Here is a 17469-nt window from a genome sequence, read left to right as displayed (position 1 = left end):
GGCATCAGTGACGCCACCGAAAGTGCGCAAGACACCGACGGCGACGGCCTCGCCAATTACCTCGACGATGACAGTGATGGCGATGGGTTAAGTGACAACCTGGAAGGCGCCGGTGACAGTGATAACGACGGTGTTATTAACGCGCAGGATCTGGACTCCGATGGCGATCAATTAACTGATTCAGAAGAAGGCTCTGCTGACATTGACGGTGATGGCATTAGTAATTATCTCGATCTCGACAGCGATGGTGACGGCATCAGTGACGCTACAGAAGGTAATGTCGACAGCGACAATGATGGCGCAATTGATGCACTGGATACCGACAGCGATAACGATGGCCTATCTGATTTCGATGAAGGCGCGGGTGATGCTGACGCCGACGGCATTGCTAATTATCTGGATCAGGATAGTGATAACGATGGTGTACCCGATAGTTCCGAAGGAACCGGTGACGCCAATAATGACGGAATCCCTGATTTTCTTGATAACGCTTCGGATGCTGATGGTGATGGAATTTCAGACAGCGATGAAGGTGTGCGTGATCAGGATAATGATGGCATTCCTAATTATCTCGATACGGACAGCGATGGTGATGGTATCAGTGACCGTGATGAAAGCCAGAGTGATACCGATTCCGATGGCACGCCCGATTATCTTGATCGCGACAGTGATGGTGATGGCATCAGTGATCGACTGGAAGGATCAAGTGATTACGATGGCGATGGTGTTGCCAATTATCTGGATACCGATTCGGATAATGACGGCATCAATGATAACGCCGAAACCGCAGAGGATCATGACGGTGATGGCATGCCAAATTATCAGGACAATGACAGCGATGGTGACGGTATTGAAGATCGACTCGAAGGCGCCAGCGATGTTGATAATGATGGCACCTTGAATTTCCTTGATCTCGATAGTGATGGGGATTCGATTCCCGATCGATCTGAAGCGGGCGAAAATGCGTTTGAGCCAGTTGATACCGATGGCGATAACACGCCAGATTATCTCGATACCGACTCCGATGGCGACGGCTTAACCGATAAAGCAGAAGGTGGGATGGATTCCGATCAGGACGGCAGCGCTAATTATCTTGATCTTGATTCCGATGGTGATGGTTTTACCGATACTGCAGAAGGTGCCGTGGATACCGATGGTGATGGTAAAGCGAATTTCCTTGATAAGGATTCCGATAATGATGGCATCTCTGACTGGAAAGAAAGCTCTACCGACAGTGATGGTGACGGCCTCGTGGATTATCTGGATATCGACAGCGACAACGATGGCATTGCCGATGCTATAGAGTCGGTGGGCGACAGCGACGGTGACGGAATTGCAAATTATCTTGATCTGGACAGTGATAATGATGGCATCAGCGATGAAGACGAAGGACTGCTCGATCAAAACAATGACGGTGTTCTGGACTATCTTGATGGACTGGAAGACACCGACGGAGATGGCCTGTCCGATATTATGGAAGGTGATCAGGATTCCGATAACGACGGTATTGCCGACTACCTTGATTTGGACAGTGATAATGACGGCATCAGTGATCGAATTGAGTCGAGTAAAGATTCGGATAATGATGGCATTTTTGATTACTTAGATAATGATTCAGACGGTGATGGCATTTCTGATTCGGAAGAAGGCAATATAGACAGTGATGGCGATGGAGTACTGAATTATCTGGACGATGACAGCGACAACGATGGCATCAGCGATCAGGACGAAACGCAATCGGATAATGATAACGACGGCATTGCCAATTATCTGGATCGTGACTCCGACGGTGATGGTATGTCGGATCAAAATGAAACTGATAATGACATAGACGGCGATGGCGTTGGAAATTATCTGGACAGCGACAGTGATGGCGATGGTCTGTCAGACAGTCAGGAGAAAAACGAAGACAGCGACGGTGATGGCACATTAAACGCTCATGATCTCGACAGTGATGGTGATGGCATTCCTGATAGAACCGAACGTCGGGTTGATAGCGATGGTGATGGTATTGCTGACTATCTTGATCTGGACAGTGACAACGATGGTATTCCTGATGGTAACGAGCAATCAGAGGATACCGATGGTGATGGCATTGCCGATTATCTGGATGCCGACAGTGACAACGACGGAATAGCGGATTCAGAAGAATCAGCACAGGACAGTGATGGTGATGGCGTTGCCAACTTTCAGGACAGTGACTCCGATGGCGACGGCATTAATGATTCTGCCGAAACAGAAGCTGGTTATCTGGATGCGGCGCTCGACTCAGATGGCGATGGTATATCGGATAGTGTCGAAGGCACACAGGACAGTGATGGTGATGGCGTTGCCGACTACCTTGATCTGGACAGTGATAATGATGGCATAGCCGATGCCATCGAGTCCGCTGCCGATCACGATAACGACGGAGTGCCGAATTACCTTGATCTGGATTCTGATGGTGACTCGATTAATGATGCCACCGAAACCGCCAATGATCAGGATGGTGACGGTATCGCCAATTATCTGGATCGAGATTCAGATAATGACGGTATTCATGATGGAGGTGAAGGCAGCCTTGATTATGATGGCGATGGCAGCGCCGATTATCTTGATGATGATGCGAATAACGATGGTATTTCTGATAAAGAGTTGGGCAATGATGACAAGGATAAAGATAAGGTCGCTGATGCACTGGATGATGACATTGACGGTGACGGAATTCCAAATGTTGTAGAAGGTATGAGCGACTCAGATGGTGACGGTCAGCCGAATTACAGCGACCTGGATTCTGACGGCGATGGAATTCCTGATGCGACAGAAACTGTAACCGACTCCGATGATGATGGCATTGCCGATTATCTGGATACGGATTCGGATAATGATGGCATCAGTGATCTTGAAGAAACTTTCTGGGATACGGATCAGGATGGCGTGCCAAATTATCTTGATTTAGATTCGGATAATGACGGCATTGCCGATCAGCAAGAAGGTAATGTTGATACAGACGAAGACGGTACACCAGATTATCGTGATACTGACTCAGACGACGATGGCATTAGCGATCAGGAAGAAGGCGCGAATGATTCCGATCAAAACGGAACAGCCGATTATCTTGATACTGATTCTGATGGTGATGGCATTGATGATGCTGTAGAAGGCAATATGGATACTGATGGTGACAGTATTCCCGATTACCTTGACGATGACTCGGACGGCGATGGCATCAGTGATGTTAATGAGTCTAATGCGGATACCGATAACGATGGCATCATAGACGCGAAAGATCGCGACAGCGATAACGATGGATTATTGGATCGCGATGAAGGTTACGTTGATAGCGATAAGGATACTGTTTTTGATTATCAGGATTTAGACAGTGATAACGACGGTTTAACCGATGCACAAGAAAATGGAAATACCGACATTGATGGCGACGGCATAATCGATGATTTAACCGATGCCGATGATAATGGTCACGCTGATGAAGCTAGAGATTCAATCATAGACACCGATGGTGATGGTGTTGTGAATTATCTCGATAGAGACAGCGACAATGATGGTTTAAGTGACTTAATCGAATCGCGGGGTATTGATGTTGATAACAATGGTGTCATTGATAATTTAATTGATAGTAATAAAGATGGCCTTGCGGATGATCTGGAAGCTGCATTACTGGATAGCGATAGTGATGGCGTCTTAAATGTTATCGATTTGGACAGTGATAACGACAGCCTTGCCGATGCTTTAGAAAGTAATCATGATGATGCCGACAATGATGGTGTTATTGATGACTTCTCTGATGCTAATGCCGATGGTATGAATGACGGAAGTGATTATGTGGTTTTCGATTTTGATCAGGATGGCATTCGCGATGACATTGACATCGACAGCGATAACGACGGTATTACGGATGCGTTAGAAGCCGAAGACACCGATGATGATCGCGATGGTCGACTGGACGATTTTATCGACAGTAATGACGATGGGCTGGATGATGTTATCGATACTTATGTGACCGACAGTGATACCGACTGGTACCCTGATCATCATGATCTGGACTCCGATAATGATGGCATAACTGATTTTGAAGAAGCCGGAGGTGACGCGCGACTCGATCAAAACGGTGATGGTGTCATTGATCCAGAGTTCCGGTTAGATGTTGATGGTGATGGTCTGTTTGACGTGGTTGATGGTCATATCGAAAACGCTGAGGCTGGCGTACCATTAGCCGTGCCCGATACCGACCAAGATGGTCAAAAAGACTTTAGAGATAATGACAGCGACAATGATCAGATTTTTGACAGTCAGGAATACGGTGACTTCAACAATGATGGTTTATCGGATCATTTACAGCCAGAAGATGGCAATCTTGAAACAGCTGTTTCGGGTTCTGGTGCAGCATTACACTGGTGGTTTTTATTAATGGTGATGGCTGGTTTTATGCGAAAGCGTCAACATTAATTTAAAACTTACAAATTATTGGACCGATAAAAAAGCCTGCAAATCAGCAGGCTTTTTTAATGTTTTTATAGGGTTACTTAAATCAACTGATAACGCTTACCACATTAAGTCATCAGGGATCTGATATTCGGCATAAGGATCATCTTCATCAATTTCAGTTTTGCTCTTATCAAATTTAACAACAACGTAATCTTCGTTGCGTTCCGCAATTTTTTCAGCAACTTTTGAAGGAACCAGTTCGTAACTGTCAGAAAATTTGGTAATGGCAATTTGCCCTTTGGCAATTTGATCTTTCTGCTCTGCAGTAACCATTAATTGTTTGACTTTACTGCCTTCGGTAAATTGATAGGCAAGCTCACCGTTTGAGCGATCCAGTTTATTTACCTCAATCAGCTGCTTTATTTGTGCAACAATGGCTTTCTGTTCAGCCTGTTGTTTTTGTTGCTGGTTTAACGCTCGATCACGTGCCGCTTTTTCTTCCAAAGCTTTTTTAGCCAAAACTTTGGCTTCGTCTTCTTGTTTATGACCTTTCGGTTGTTGTTTGGCTTTTTTACGCTTTTCAGTTTTTATTTTCTGAGCACGTTTTTTGTCCACCAGGCCAGCGCCAAGGAGTTGTTCTTGCAGTGATTTAGCCATAATCGTCGTTACAGTAGGTTAAATAGTAGGGTCATTATCAATAATGTGTCTGAAAAATTCAAACCGCCGTTGAAAATAAACTGAAATACTAGAGCGTAACTAAATAGGATTTTATTAAAAAATAATTTGAATAAATGTAAAAAAGTCAGGCAATAAAAAAGCCGAGTTTTTCAACTCGGCTTTTGAATATGGTAGCGGGGGCCGGATTTGAACCAACGACCTTCGGGTTATGAGCCCGACGAGCTACCAGACTGCTCCACCCCGCATCAATCTGTTATTAATCATCGTACTTCGTCGACGAGGCGCGTATAATACGCATATGAATTTTTTAATGCAAGCGTTCTTTTTAAATGCCTCAATTTATTGCTACATGTCCTCCGGGATTTGAATACTTATTAGTCGATGAACTTAATGCACTGGGTGTAGACTCGGCCAATGAAGGTCTGACTCAGGTTATGTTCGACGCAGAATGGCCCATTGTTTACCGGGTCTGTTTATGGTCAAGGCTGGCAAATCGTATTTTGTATCCGCTAAGCACCTTTACCGCAGATACCGACGAGCAGTTGTACGATGCGGTCAGAAGCATCGACTGGGATTTGCATCTGTCGCATCAAGGGACATTGGCTGTGGATTTTGTTTCCCGTCGCTCAAAGCTCAGTCATCAACGTTACGGTGCGTTAAAAATTAAAGACGCAGTGGTGGACTATTTTCGTGATGAATACGGTGAGCGACCGTCTGTGGATACTGAAACGCCCGATGTCAGACTGCACTGCCGTGTGAATAAGAATCAGGCGACTCTGTGCATTGACTTATCCGGCAAAAGTTTGCATCAACGGGGCTATCGTCAAGATACTGGCGATGCACCGATTAAAGAAAATTTTGCTGCATTAATGTTGTACCGCAGTGGCTGGCCAGAGAAACTGAAACAACACCAGTGGTTGTACGATCCCATGTGCGGTGCCGGAACCATAGTGATTGAAGCCGCCATGATGGCCGCAGATATGGCGCCAGGGTTGCATCGGCTTTACTGGGGATTTACCGGCTGGAAGCCGTTTCATCGTCAGTATTGGGAGTCTGAATTAGACGCCGCTCATGAAAAATACAAGCAGGCAATTGCTCAGGGCGTGACATCCATTTACGGCAGTGATAAAGATCCACAAGTTCTTGCCATGGCAATCGAAAACGCTAAACGGGCCGGCGTCGAAGAGTTAATACAATGGCAGGCGGGTGCTTTTCAGTCTCAGTCCAGACCCGCCAGTAAGTTTGCCGGTAATATTGTTACTAATCCACCTTATGGTGAACGACTGGAACAGCAGCAAATGGTAGCCAAGTTGTATTCGCAGTTCGGTCAATGGCTAAAAGAACAGTTTGTTGGCGACCATGCCACTATATTATCCGCGCAAAAAGAGCATGGGCATGCGTTGGGTATTCGCGCTGAAAAAATTTATCGGTTAATGAATGGTCCCATTGAGTGTGAGTTATTAAAAATACCGGTTGAGACTTCCGGTTTTGTCACATCTCGTCGTTCAAGCGATCCTGACAATTACCAGCAGGGATTATCCGAGCAGGCAAAAATGCTGGTAAATCGTTTGCAAAAAAATATTGCCAGCCTGAAGAGTTTTTTAAAGCAACAGAATGTCGAGAGTTATCGAATTTATGATGCCGACTTGCCGGACTATTCTGCCGCCATAGACGTTTATGATGATTGCCTGCATATTCAGGAGTACGCACCGCCAAAAACTATCGACAGTCATAAAGCGCAACGTCGACTGAGAGATATTGAGCGAGTGGCTGCCGGAGTGTTATCGATTTCTGCCGACAAAGTGTTTGTGAAAACCCGAGCCAGACAAAAAGGCGATACCCAATATGAAAAGCAGGCATTGCAGCATAAGTTGAAAATTGTCAGCGAAGCAAACGCCAAGTTCGAGTTGAATTTATCGGATTATCTGGATACTGGTTTATTCCTTGATCATCGAAAAGTGCGTGCTCAATTGGCAAAATGGAGTGACCACAACACACGGTTATTAAATCTGTTTTGCTATACCGGATCAGCCAGTGTGCAGGCAGCACTTAAAGGCGCCAAAACCGTCAACGTGGATTTATCCAATACTTACCTTGACTGGGCAAAGCGAAACTATGCATTAAATGGCTTGAACACTCAGCAACATCAGTTTATACGCGCAAACTGCATTGAATGGTTGGAACAGGTCAAAGAAACCCATGCAGGCTCCTTTGATTTGATTTTTATCGATCCGCCAACTTTCTCAAATTCCAAGAAAATGGAAAAACATTTTGATATACAGCAAGAGCATGAAGCCATGTTGAAGTCGGCATTGGTATTACTCAAACCTGGCGGAAAGATGATATTTTCCAATAACTTTAAGCGCTTCAAAATGGCGTTTGATGGTAATGAGCAGGGCGTTAAGGTGAAAGAGATGACCCGTGAAACAACGTCTCGCGATTTCAGTAAGAAGCCTCTGCACCGCAGCTGGTTGATCGAAAAAAGTTAGGGCGTCACAGATTATTTATAAGATGCCGGTTTTTTGACAAAAGCCAAGCTCTGGATACCCGACGAGAGAAAAACTTGAAATCAAATTAACGGCGTTGAGTTTGGGCTGTTGGCTGCAGGCAAAGAAAGCTGCAGGTAAAGAAAAAGGGCGCATGAGCGCCCTTTTTAATAATGCCTAATAAGCTTTCGCTTAAAAGCAGAGTCTAACGCAATTAAGCGGCTGTTGACTCTGACGGAGTGGTTTCCGTTACTGTGGCAGCTGGCGTTACTTTTTTCGCTGCTTTTTTAGCGGCTGGTTTAGCTTTGGCTTTAGTCGCTTTTTTCTTGGAGGCTTTTTTTGCTTTCGCTGCTTTTTTCGCTTTAGCGGCGTCGGCTTTTGCCTGTTCTTTTTCAAACTTGGCAATGGCCTTTACTTTGCCTGCTACTGATTTAGCAACGGCTTTTGCTTCTTTAACCGCGTCTTTGGCACATGCAACATCAGCTTTAGTCGCGTTAGCGGCTTCTTTTAGCTCAGCAACTTTAGCTTTGTTGGTTGCAACGGCTTTTACACTGGCAGCCGTTTTCTTAGCTTTAACTTTATCTTGAGCTGCTTTTAACTTGGTTTTTGCTTTAGCAAGTTTGTCAGCAGCTGTTTTGGCCGCTTTCTCTGCTTTAGCTACCGCTTTTTCAGTTTGTGCAACTTCTTTGCTGGCTGCTGTGTTCAGATCCGCCAGAGATTTTTCGAAAGCCGTTTGGGCTAACGCTAATGCAGAAACAGCCGCTTTTTTGGCAGCGGGTTTACGAGTTGCTTTTTTAGTAACTTTTTTAACTGCTTTAGTAGCAGGTTTAGCTGTTGCTTTTTTCGCTTTCGCTTTAACAACTCTTTTAGCTTTTGCCATTTTGTTTTACCTCATTGATTAAAAAATGCGCCGCGATTATACGGACTACAGTATTAAATGTGAATGCTTTTTAACAGCAATTGAACAATTCTTTAGGGTACAATCCACTTTAATGTTCAAAAATGACATTTTTATTAGATTCACCTTACTATGAGCCTTAAGATTAACTTTAAATGATGAGTGAAAAAATGACGACCTATAACTTATATACCACTGATGGGTGTCACTTATGCGAGCAAGCCATCGGATTATTTTATTACGCAAAACAGCAGCAACTGATTGCGAACGACGTGGCTCTTAAAATGATAGATATTGTTGAAGATGATAAGCTGGTAGAGCGTTATGGTGTGTCTATTCCTGTTCTCCAACATCCGATCTCGAAACAGGAGTTAAATTGGCCGTTTGATTTGGACGGTTTGGTGGGCTTTATAAATAATGATAATCAGAGTTGAATTCATCTAACTGCCGTTATCCGGATTTGACTGACTCAAAATAAGGGCGGATCAGGTTCTTCTTAGATAAACATTTCAGTTAAATTAATAACGATTTTAGACAGAATCGCCTTGCTTTGTTTTAGCCGCTTTCCGATGATGTGGGGTAGCAAGTCAGCTCTATCGACAAAATCTTGATATAAGTAACAGGCGGTTAAGTTAATAAGTCGGACGAACTTACATTGCTGCTTTAAACTGGATTGAACACTTCCTGAAATAGTTGAGGAATAACAATCAATGCTATTTTTTTGGCGGTGCCTTTATTTCTAGTAACCCTATTCTTTAGAGAGATGAAGCTGTAAGGAACCAGTAGTGGGTTGCAGGTTGCCGTGATTTAAAGCTAGCTTGACTTGTAACTGCCTTATATCTGTTACGAATCTAATTTAGACCTTATTAACTAGACCTTATTAATTAGGCCGCCTTTTTTCAGACCATAACAACTCATTATTCTTGTCGGTATCCATTCATTTATGGAGCGGCTATTAACTTATGAATAAGTGTGCAAAGTTCAGCCTGTCTACTGACTGTTTCAGGGCTCTATTCCTTGACAAAGCAATTAATTGAACGTATGTTTCAAACAAGTGTTTACATTTTGGCTGCAATTAGAGCCAAGCGGGTGTTAGGCGTTAATTAACAGTATGACAAACAAACAAACCACCAAGCATCGGATTTTGGATGCGGCAGAGGCTCTTTTTGCCGATCGGGGCTTTGCTGAAACCAGCTTAAGGACCATTACTAACCGGGCCGATGTGAATCTGGCCTCGGTGAACTATCACTTTGGCTCAAAGAAGTCATTAATACAGGCTGTATTCGACCGGTTTTTGCAAGGCTTTGTAAAAGAATTGGATAAAGAGCTGAATCCTCTTGAAAAACAAGAAGATGCGCCAACGGTAGAAGAAGTGCTTCACACCCTGGTAAAGCCTTTAATGGCTGTGGATGGCAAGCGTCAGCAGGGCACGTCTAATTTTATGAAGTTGTTGGGGCGGGCCTATGCAGAGAGTCAGGGGCATATGCGTCGTTTTATGCAAGAAAACTATGCGCCGTATCTCATGCGTTTTACCAATCAATTGCATCGGGCTGCACCAGAACTGGCTAACAATGAAATGTTCTGGCGTCTACACTTTATGTTGGGAACCGTTATTTTTACTTTGGCGGGTAGTCAGGCGCTGCACGAAATAGCTGAAGCGGATTTTAAAGAGTCGATGACTCTGGAACAAACATTAGAGCGGCTGCTGCCATTTTTAGCAGCCGGATTTAAGTCGTAAAAGAATCGCAAAATTAACTGATATATTTGGAGTGTAATGATGATTACGTTAGGACAAATATTGGCATTACTGGTAGTGCTCTGGGTAAGTGCCTATAAAAGAATGCGCACAGGCACAGCGCTGGTCGCGGCAGCGGTTGTTCTGGTTGCTATGAGCTTTGTGTGGGATGTTGCCATTGTACCCTGGGTTTTACTGGGCCTGTTTGCCGTGGTCTACTTCTTTAATGACTTAAGAAAAGACAAAATTACCTTGCCTATCTTTAAGTTATTTAAATCAGTACTGCCACCTATGAATCAAACCGAAAAAGATGCACTCGAAGCTGGTGATGTTTGGTGGGATGGTGAATTGTTTAAAGGTAATCCGGAGTGGAGCAAGTTGTTAAGTTTTCCTAAACCGGAATTATCAAAAGAAGAAAGAGACTTTGTTGATAATCAGGCGACTAAATTATGTGAGATGGTCGACGACTGGAAAGTGGTTCACGAAGATAAAGATTTACCACCAGAAGCTTGGGAATACATGAAGAAAGAAGGCTTTCTAGGCATGATCATTCCAAAAGAATACGGCGGTAAAGGTTTCTCTGCGTTAGCGCATTCAACTGTTGTTCAAAAACTGGCGACTCGCAGTGGTTCTTTGTCGGTTTCGGTTATGGTGCCTAACTCATTAGGGCCTGCCGAACTGTTATTACACTATGGTACCGATGAGCAGAAAAACCATTACTTGCCTCGACTGGCAAAAGGTGAAGAAATTCCATGTTTTGCATTAACCGGACCCGAGGCGGGATCCGATGCGGGCGCTATTCCTGATACCGGAATTATCTGTAAGGGCGAACACGAAGGTAAAGAAGTAGTGGGTATTCGCTTAAACTGGAACAAGCGATACATTACTTTGGCGCCTGTTGCTACTGTGCTTGGTTTGGCATTTAAACTTTATGATCCCGAAGGCTTGTTAGGCGATACCGAAGAGCTGGGAATTACCTGTGCGCTAATTCCAACCGATCATAAAGGCGTTGAGGTGGGCAATCGTCATTACCCAATGGGGCAGGCATTTATGAACGGCCCTACTCATGGTAAAGATGTATTTATTCCTATCGACTGGATTATTGGAGGCAAAGATTACGCCGGTAAAGGCTGGAGAATGCTGGTTGAGTGTCTGTCGGCGGGTCGGGGTATTTCATTGCCTTCATCGGCAACCGCAACCGGTAAGTTAAGCTATCGTTTAACCGGTGCTTATTCCTTATTAAGAACACAATTTAAAACATCTATTGGTCATTTTCAGGGTGTAGAAGAAGCGCTTGCGCGAATTGCAGGAAACACCTACCAACTTGAAGCCATGCGTATTATGACCGCAGGTGCGGTTGATCTTTCCTGTAAACCATCGGTGGTAACCGCGATTGCTAAATACCATATGACCGAACTGGCTCGCTCGGTGATTACCGACGCCATGGACATTCACGGTGGTCGTGGTGTGATCATGGGAGAGCGTAATTATTTATCCAGCGGTTATATGTCGATGCCGATTTCCATTACGGTTGAAGGTGCTAATATTCTGACGCGTAACTTGATGATATTTGGTCAGGGTGCGGTGCGATGTCATCCGTTTGTTTTTCGTGAAATGCAGGCTGCGAGTAATCCGGATGAAAAGCAGGGATTAGAAGAGTTTGACAGTTTGTTTTTCCGTCATGTGGGCTACGGTGTCAGTAACTTTATCCGTACCTTAACATTGGGTTTAACCGGTGCTCGAATTGTGAAAAAGCCTGTGTCTGGAAAAACGGGACGCTACTACCAACAACTGACACGCATGAGCTCGGCATTAGCCATGGTCTCTGATTTATCCATGATGATCTTTGGCGGTGACTTAAAACGACTTGAGCGTTTATCAGCAAGACTTGGCGATGTGCTTAGCCATCTGTATCTGGCTTCAACGGTACTTAAGTACTATGAAGACAATGGTCGTCCGGAATCTGATTTACCTTACGTCGACTGGTGTGTTCAGCGCAGTCTTTATGAAATGCAAAAAGCTTTCTTAGACTTCTTTAATAACTTACCAATGAAAGGTCTTGGACGCGTACTTAAATGGATGGTATTCCCATTCGGTACCAAGTATAAAATGCCTAATGATAAGTTAGAGCACACTATTGTTAAGCCAATGATGTCGGATAATGAACTGCGTGATCGAATCACTCTCGACAGCTATATTGGTGAAAGTGATGATGACGCTGCTGGCCGAATTGAAAATGCTTTCAAAAAAGTATTGGCGACAGCTCCTATCGAGAAGACTTTACGTAAAGCTATGAAAGATGGCAGTTTGACTCAATCGCGTACTCGAGAAGAGACAGTTAAAACCGCAGTAGCTGCCGGTATTCTGACGCAGGAAGAAGCGGATCAATACCTGGATGCCGAAGCGGCACGACTGGATGCCATTCAAGTTGATGATTACAGCAAAGAGTACATTGTTAACGGCGCTAAAAACGCTAAAAAATCATCACAGGCTGCAGCTTAAGCCTGAATGTTGGCTCGTCATTAGTGAGCCATGTTTAAGACATAACCAAGCAATAAAAAAGCCGCATAAGCGGCTTTTTTATTGCCTTTAGATTAGGTTTACTTCTGACAGGATGTCACCAAAACACATCCGATTAACCTTAGGTTCATTTTATCATGCTAGCCTTTATCACAATGATTGTGTGACTTTCATCAAAGGCTACCAAAACAACCACTGATTTAAAGTCACTCTCCATTATAATAAGCCGCTACAATAACCTTTTTAGTGTTAAGCTTTATTAAGCACTAATTCATTCAGTCTTTTTGGGGTGAGTTGAATTGAGTGAGTTAAATTGAAAGAAAAGCAAATTAGTTGATCAATTATCGTAAATCGATCGTATACATAGATATTGATTGATAGCAATAATGAAATAAATTTTAAGCTCAGGAGTTTACGATGAAATTATTACCAGCCATTTTCAGTATATTATTTGCCGTGTTAGTGATGAGCGGCTGTCAAACTTACGATCCTTACACAGGTGAAAAGCAAGTCAGCAAAGCCACCACCATTGGTGCTATCAGTGCTGTTGTTTGTGGTGCCATTGGTTCAAGAAAAAGCAGTAAACGAGCAAGAAATGCCGCCGTGGGTTGTGGATTAATCGGCATGGGTGTGGGCGCCTATATGGATGCGCAAGAGAAAAAGCTTCGCAATGAACTGGAAGGTACCGGCGTTCGGGTGGCCAGAGAAGGCGAGAATATTCGGTTAATAATGCCGAGTAATATAACCTTTGGTGTGAATCGTGCCGAAGTTCAGTCGAGCTTTTATTCGACATTAAACTCGGTGGCTAAAGTGTTAGGTGAGTTTAATGAGTCTGTATTAGTGGTGTCGGGTCATACGGATTCCAGTGGCAGTGAATCTTACAATTTCGACCTGTCCATCAAACGGGCAACCAGTGTGGCTAACTATCTTAAACAGCGTGAAATCAGCAGTGAACGTTTAAAAGTTCGCGGTTTTGGTGAGTCATCACCAATCGCAACTAATTCAACTGAGCAAGGTCGTGCCGATAATCGTCGAGTTGAGTTGTTAATAGAGCCTAAAGCCCAAAACTAAGTTTAAACAGAACAAAATTATCCAATGATAAATCGTAAAAAAGCGACTCTTCCTCGATACAATCAAGGGGAGGCGCTCTCTCCTTGGCGCGAACATATCAATGATGTCATTTTTGGCTTTCACACACCCATGGGCCGGGCCTTTGATGTGATTTTAATTGTCAGTATTATCATCAGTGTTCTTGCTATTATGCTGGACAGTGTTGAGGCCATTCGGCTGGAATACGGTGACTGGTTATTTGGCGTTGAATGGTTTTTTACGATTTTATTTACGCTTGAATATTTTTTGCGGCTTATTTGTGTCCGCAAACCCTGGTTATACGCCAAAAGCTTTTTTGGTCTTGTGGATCTTCTATCGATAATTCCCACCTACTTAACGCTTATTTTACCCGGCGCCAAGTACATGTTGGTGATCCGTATTCTGCGAGTGTTACGGCTGTTTCGGGTGCTTAAACTGGCGGAGTATTTGGGAGAAGCCAATGTACTTATGCGTGCGCTGTCCAACAGTCGGCATAAAATCATGGTTTTTCTATACACAGTAACCACGCTGGTTGTTGTGTTTGGTTCTCTTCTTTATGTGGTTGAAGGCGAGGGCAGCGGTTTTACCAGTATCCCAAAGTCGGTGTATTGGGCGATAGTGACACTGACCACCGTGGGTTATGGTGATATTGCGCCTGTTTCGCCGTTAGGGCAGTTTATTGCTGCGACAATAATGGTGCTAGGCTATGGCATTATTGCTGTGCCAACAGGTATTTATAGTGCGGAATTAGTCAGAGCCTATACAGGAGGCGATAAAGCAATTGGCGAGCCCTGTATGACGTGTGGTGAAACTGGGCACGATAAGGATGCGCTGTTTTGTAAGCACTGTGGTGGATCGCTAGAAGCTGAAGAAGATTGATTTACTGCAACTGAGATTGTAACTTCGTTTTTGGTTATTAGCCTGCCAGGTGTTGTTCGCGAAATTTCTGGTTCAGTTCTTCCAGTTTTTGATTCAGTTGTTCGGCCAGTGCTTTTAAATCATCAGAATGATTGAGCAGGTTGCTGGTGGATATACTTTGTTGGTAAAGCTGATGTTGTTCGTCAGACGTACGAATGGCGTCCTTTAAAGTATTTTCAACGTGTTCACTCTGACACTTACTCATGATTTCTCCCCGTCCGGTTGATTGGAATTCAGCCCGTTGACCCTTTAGCTTCTCTCCGAATCAACTTCACTTACTATAGACGAACCACCGGGGTTCGCCAGAGTAATTTGTCTAATATCTTTGTGAGATATTGTCCTTATCTCTCTTATATAGCTAAAGATAATTTGTCCCTTAGTGTCAAAAGAGTAGGATTTATTCTGACGGTATAAAATTCAATCAGGAGGTTTACTCAAACATGTCGAATCAACAGTCGTTAATCATTTTTGATACCACTTTGCGTGATGGTGAGCAAAGTCCAGGCGCGTCCATGTCTGTATCGGAAAAGGTTGAGCTCGCACTGTTGCTCGAAAATCTGGGGGTTGATGTGATTGAAGCCGGTTTTGCGGTAGCCAGTGCTGGCGATTATAAGGCCATCGAAAAAGTTTCTGAAGTTATTCAGCATACCCGTATTTGCAGTTTGGCAAGAGCTAGACAACAGGATATTGATTTAGCAATAGCTGCTGTACAGAAAGCACCATTGCAGCGGATCCATACCTTTATCGCAACCTCAGAATTGCATATGAAGCATAAGTTAAATATGACGCAGGAGCAGGTACTCGACAGTGCCGTGTCGGCGGTTCGTTATGCCCGAAATCGAGTTGATGATGTGGAGTTTTCTGCAGAAGATGGCGGGCGCAGCGATATTGATTTTTTAGCTCAATTGATTGAGCAAGTAATTGAGGCAGGTGCTTCAACCATCAATATTCCAGATACCGTTGGCTATTGTGTCCCTCACAGTTTTGGTCAGTTTATTCGTCAGCTAATGAACAAGGTACCCAATGCTGATAAAGCCATTTTTTCAGTGCATTGCCATAATGATCTGGGGTTGGCGACGGCAAACTCGTTATCGGCAATCGAAAATGGTGCTCGTCAGATTGAATGTACTATTAATGGCTTGGGTGAACGAGCCGGTAATGCTGCTCTGGAAGAAGTGGTTATGGCAGTCAACACGCGACAGGACCTGTTCCCCTTTACCACTGGTATTAATCCTACAGGGCTGGTGAATTTGTCGCAGCGGGTGTCGGAAATAACCGGCTTTGCTGTTCAACCCAATAAATCCATCGTTGGCAAAAATGCCTTTGCCCATGAAGCCGGTATTCATCAGGACGGTATATTAAAAAACAGGGCTACCTATGAAATTATGCGGGCAGAGGATGTTGGATGGAAAGGTCAGCAGATTGTGTTGGGTAAACATTCGGGGCGAAATGCTTTTATCAGCCATATTAAGTCATTGGGTATTGATGCCGAGCAGCAACAACTTGAAGCCGCTTTTGAGCGTTTTAAGCAAAGTGCGGATGCCGGTCAGCCGCTTACGGATCAGCAAATTATCCAGTGGTTTGGTCGAACCGAAGAGCAATTAAATAAGACCTTAAATGAACCCATAGCCGCCGATATTTCCGCCTAGCTGTTAAGTGGGGAATACCGGTTAATTATTTTTTTGCCTGCTAAAGCTAATGAAAGGAGGTAAAGCAGGCATTTTGTTCGCTATCATTTCAGGGTATTATGCGGTCATTGACTGAAACAATGCTATCTAATGCCTGACGGGGTAATTGAACCTTTTATGACGCACTCATTTGCCTACCTGGAAGCCATGGGGATCACTCAGTGGGAGCTTCGTCAACAATCTGAGAACGACAGCCAGAGCTTAGATAATGAGAGTCAGAACAGCCAAAGTGAGAACACTCAGAATCAGAACATCCTGAATCAAAGCCGGCAGTTAGAGGACCATCAGTTACAGGGCAGTCAGGCTCAAGTGATTACAGAGCAGCAGGACTTAAATAAAACTCAACCTGCGGTTGTCGCTCAATCCATTGCCGTAAATCAATCTGACTCCCGCATGGCAACTCCGGATACAAAGGCTCCTCCTATTGAAACCAATCATCAGCAAGAAAGTCAGGTTGCAGAGACTGCTGCAAAATTTTCAGTAGCAGAGCCAGACTCATCATCAAAATCAGCAAATCTTTCCGGGCAACAAGGTCAACGATTTATGGTACTCGGGCGAGGTAAGCAATGGAAAAATGACGCGCTAACGGTTTTATGTCGGCATGAACCCGGACAACCTTCAGAGTCCTACTTACTCCGAGGCAATCCCTCAAAGATTGTGCAAAACATGCTGAAAGCTCTCAACTTTTTTATGCACCATGAGGTGGCTACACAAATATTGCAACAATGTAATCTTGCCCAGTTAGCCTCCACCTCTCTCAGTGAGCAGGCAAAAGCAGCCAGTGAAGTGTTTGCAGACCATAAACCAAAGGCTTTATTGGTGATGGGCGCGGCCACTGCAAATCATTTAATGGGTTATGAACAATCCATGGGGCAGTGGCAGGTTAAAACCTGGCAAACAGATGACGGCATTCCTTTCGTTGTCACCTATCATCCATACGAAATACATTCTTCGCCAATATTAAAGCGTCAGGTGATGTCGGACTTATTAAGCTTAACGCCGTTTTTGTCAGACGATTAATCTGCATATTCT

The 17469-nt window shown here is 44.1% G+C and carries 11 protein-coding genes, 1 tRNA gene and 1 pseudogene; 9 read left to right on the top strand and 4 right to left on the bottom strand.

The window, feature by feature from the left end:
* Positions 1–4446, top strand: a pseudogene (locus tag C8D97_RS18110) (hypothetical protein); the annotation flags it as partial.
* 96 nt (positions 4447–4542) lie between these two features.
* Here the strand turns inward: C8D97_RS18110 and C8D97_RS05580 are convergent.
* Both C8D97_RS05580 and C8D97_RS05575 read right to left on the bottom strand, forming a co-directional pair.
* The gene (locus tag C8D97_RS05580; RefSeq protein ID WP_109762757.1) at positions 4543–5082 is read right to left on the bottom strand and encodes a DUF2058 domain-containing protein; all 540 of its coding nucleotides are present in this window, start codon (positions 5080–5082) and stop codon (positions 4543–4545) included.
* A 189-nt stretch (positions 5083–5271) separates the two neighbouring features.
* Positions 5272–5348 (bottom strand) — tRNA-Met (locus C8D97_RS05575).
* An 84-nt stretch (positions 5349–5432) separates the two neighbouring features.
* On the opposite strand from C8D97_RS05575, the gene rlmKL reads away from it, so the two are divergent.
* Positions 5433–7592 (top strand): bifunctional 23S rRNA (guanine(2069)-N(7))-methyltransferase RlmK/23S rRNA (guanine(2445)-N(2))-methyltransferase RlmL, encoded by a 2160-nt coding sequence (gene rlmKL / locus C8D97_RS05570; RefSeq protein WP_109762756.1) that lies wholly within the window; start codon positions 5433–5435, stop codon positions 7590–7592.
* Positions 7593–7803: 211 nt separating this feature from the next.
* Here the strand turns inward: rlmKL and C8D97_RS05565 are convergent, their stop codons facing one another.
* Positions 7804–8469 carry a histone gene (locus C8D97_RS05565; RefSeq protein ID WP_109762755.1) on the bottom strand — a complete coding sequence of 222 codons (666 nt, stop codon included), beginning with the start codon at positions 8467–8469 and terminating at the stop codon, positions 7804–7806.
* Positions 8470–8642: 173 nt separating this feature from the next.
* Between C8D97_RS05565 and C8D97_RS05560 the strand changes: the two genes are divergently transcribed.
* From C8D97_RS05560 to C8D97_RS05540, 5 genes are all read left to right on the top strand, one after another.
* Positions 8643–8921 (top strand): glutaredoxin family protein, encoded by a 279-nt coding sequence (locus tag C8D97_RS05560; RefSeq protein ID WP_245411398.1) that lies wholly within the window; start codon positions 8643–8645, stop codon positions 8919–8921.
* A 677-nt stretch (positions 8922–9598) separates the two neighbouring features.
* The gene (locus tag C8D97_RS05555) at positions 9599–10225 is read left to right on the top strand and encodes a TetR/AcrR family transcriptional regulator (RefSeq protein WP_109762754.1); all 627 of its coding nucleotides are present in this window, start codon (positions 9599–9601) and stop codon (positions 10223–10225) included.
* Between the two features lie 36 nt (positions 10226–10261).
* A complete protein-coding gene (locus tag C8D97_RS05550) occupies positions 10262–12724 on the top strand; it encodes an acyl-CoA dehydrogenase (RefSeq protein ID WP_245411397.1) in 2463 nt (820 codons plus the stop codon).
* A 435-nt stretch (positions 12725–13159) separates the two neighbouring features.
* Positions 13160–13813, top strand: a complete 654-nt coding sequence (locus C8D97_RS05545; protein ID WP_210204862.1) for a YiaD family glycine zipper/OmpA-like lipoprotein — start codon at positions 13160–13162, stop codon at positions 13811–13813.
* A 24-nt stretch (positions 13814–13837) separates the two neighbouring features.
* Positions 13838–14710: an ion transporter gene (locus C8D97_RS05540; RefSeq protein ID WP_109762752.1), complete on the top strand. Its 873-nt coding sequence runs from the start codon at positions 13838–13840 to the stop codon at positions 14708–14710.
* Between the two features lie 37 nt (positions 14711–14747).
* On the opposite strand, the gene C8D97_RS05535 is transcribed toward C8D97_RS05540, so the two are convergent.
* Positions 14748–14954, bottom strand: coding sequence for a hypothetical protein (locus C8D97_RS05535; RefSeq protein WP_109762751.1), 207 nt, complete (start codon positions 14952–14954; stop codon positions 14748–14750).
* Positions 14955–15189: 235 nt separating this feature from the next.
* On the opposite strand from C8D97_RS05535, the gene C8D97_RS05530 reads away from it, so the two are divergent.
* Both C8D97_RS05530 and C8D97_RS05525 read left to right on the top strand, forming a co-directional pair.
* Entirely contained in the window at positions 15190–16398 is a 1209-nt protein-coding gene (locus C8D97_RS05530; protein ID WP_109762750.1) for a 2-isopropylmalate synthase, read from the top strand.
* A 156-nt stretch (positions 16399–16554) separates the two neighbouring features.
* A complete protein-coding gene (locus C8D97_RS05525) occupies positions 16555–17457 on the top strand; it encodes a uracil-DNA glycosylase family protein (RefSeq protein ID WP_146196082.1) in 903 nt (300 codons plus the stop codon).
* Positions 17458–17469 lie beyond the last annotated feature (12 nt).

The organism is Pleionea mediterranea, assembly GCF_003148745.1.
GTDB classification, from domain to species: Bacteria; Pseudomonadota; Gammaproteobacteria; order Enterobacterales; family Kangiellaceae; genus Pleionea; species Pleionea mediterranea.
The sequence above is the reverse complement of the archived record's forward strand: the minus strand, read 5'-3'. Positions and strand labels throughout refer to the sequence as shown.

Excerpts from the sequence above, each read along its gene's own strand:
- C8D97_RS05580 (WP_109762757.1), bottom strand. The coding sequence starts at position 5,082 with ATGGCTAAATCACTGCAAGAACAACTCCTTGGCGCTGGCCTGGTGGAC.
- C8D97_RS05550 (WP_245411397.1), top strand. The coding sequence starts at position 10,262 with ATGATGATTACGTTAGGACAAATATTGGCATTACTGGTAGTGCTCTGG.
- C8D97_RS05560 (WP_245411398.1), top strand. The coding sequence starts at position 8,643 with ATGATGAGTGAAAAAATGACGACCTATAACTTATATACCACTGATGGG.
- C8D97_RS05530 (WP_109762750.1), top strand. The coding sequence starts at position 15,190 with ATGTCGAATCAACAGTCGTTAATCATTTTTGATACCACTTTGCGTGAT.
- C8D97_RS05565 (WP_109762755.1), bottom strand. The coding sequence starts at position 8,469 with ATGGCAAAAGCTAAAAGAGTTGTTAAAGCGAAAGCGAAAAAAGCAACA.
- C8D97_RS05535 (WP_109762751.1), bottom strand. The coding sequence starts at position 14,954 with ATGAGTAAGTGTCAGAGTGAACACGTTGAAAATACTTTAAAGGACGCC.
- C8D97_RS05555 (WP_109762754.1), top strand. The coding sequence starts at position 9,599 with ATGACAAACAAACAAACCACCAAGCATCGGATTTTGGATGCGGCAGAG.
- C8D97_RS05525 (WP_146196082.1), top strand. The coding sequence starts at position 16,555 with ATGACGCACTCATTTGCCTACCTGGAAGCCATGGGGATCACTCAGTGG.
- rlmKL (WP_109762756.1), top strand. The coding sequence starts at position 5,433 with ATGCCTCAATTTATTGCTACATGTCCTCCGGGATTTGAATACTTATTA.
- C8D97_RS05540 (WP_109762752.1), top strand. The coding sequence starts at position 13,838 with ATGATAAATCGTAAAAAAGCGACTCTTCCTCGATACAATCAAGGGGAG.
- C8D97_RS05545 (WP_210204862.1), top strand. The coding sequence starts at position 13,160 with ATGAAATTATTACCAGCCATTTTCAGTATATTATTTGCCGTGTTAGTG.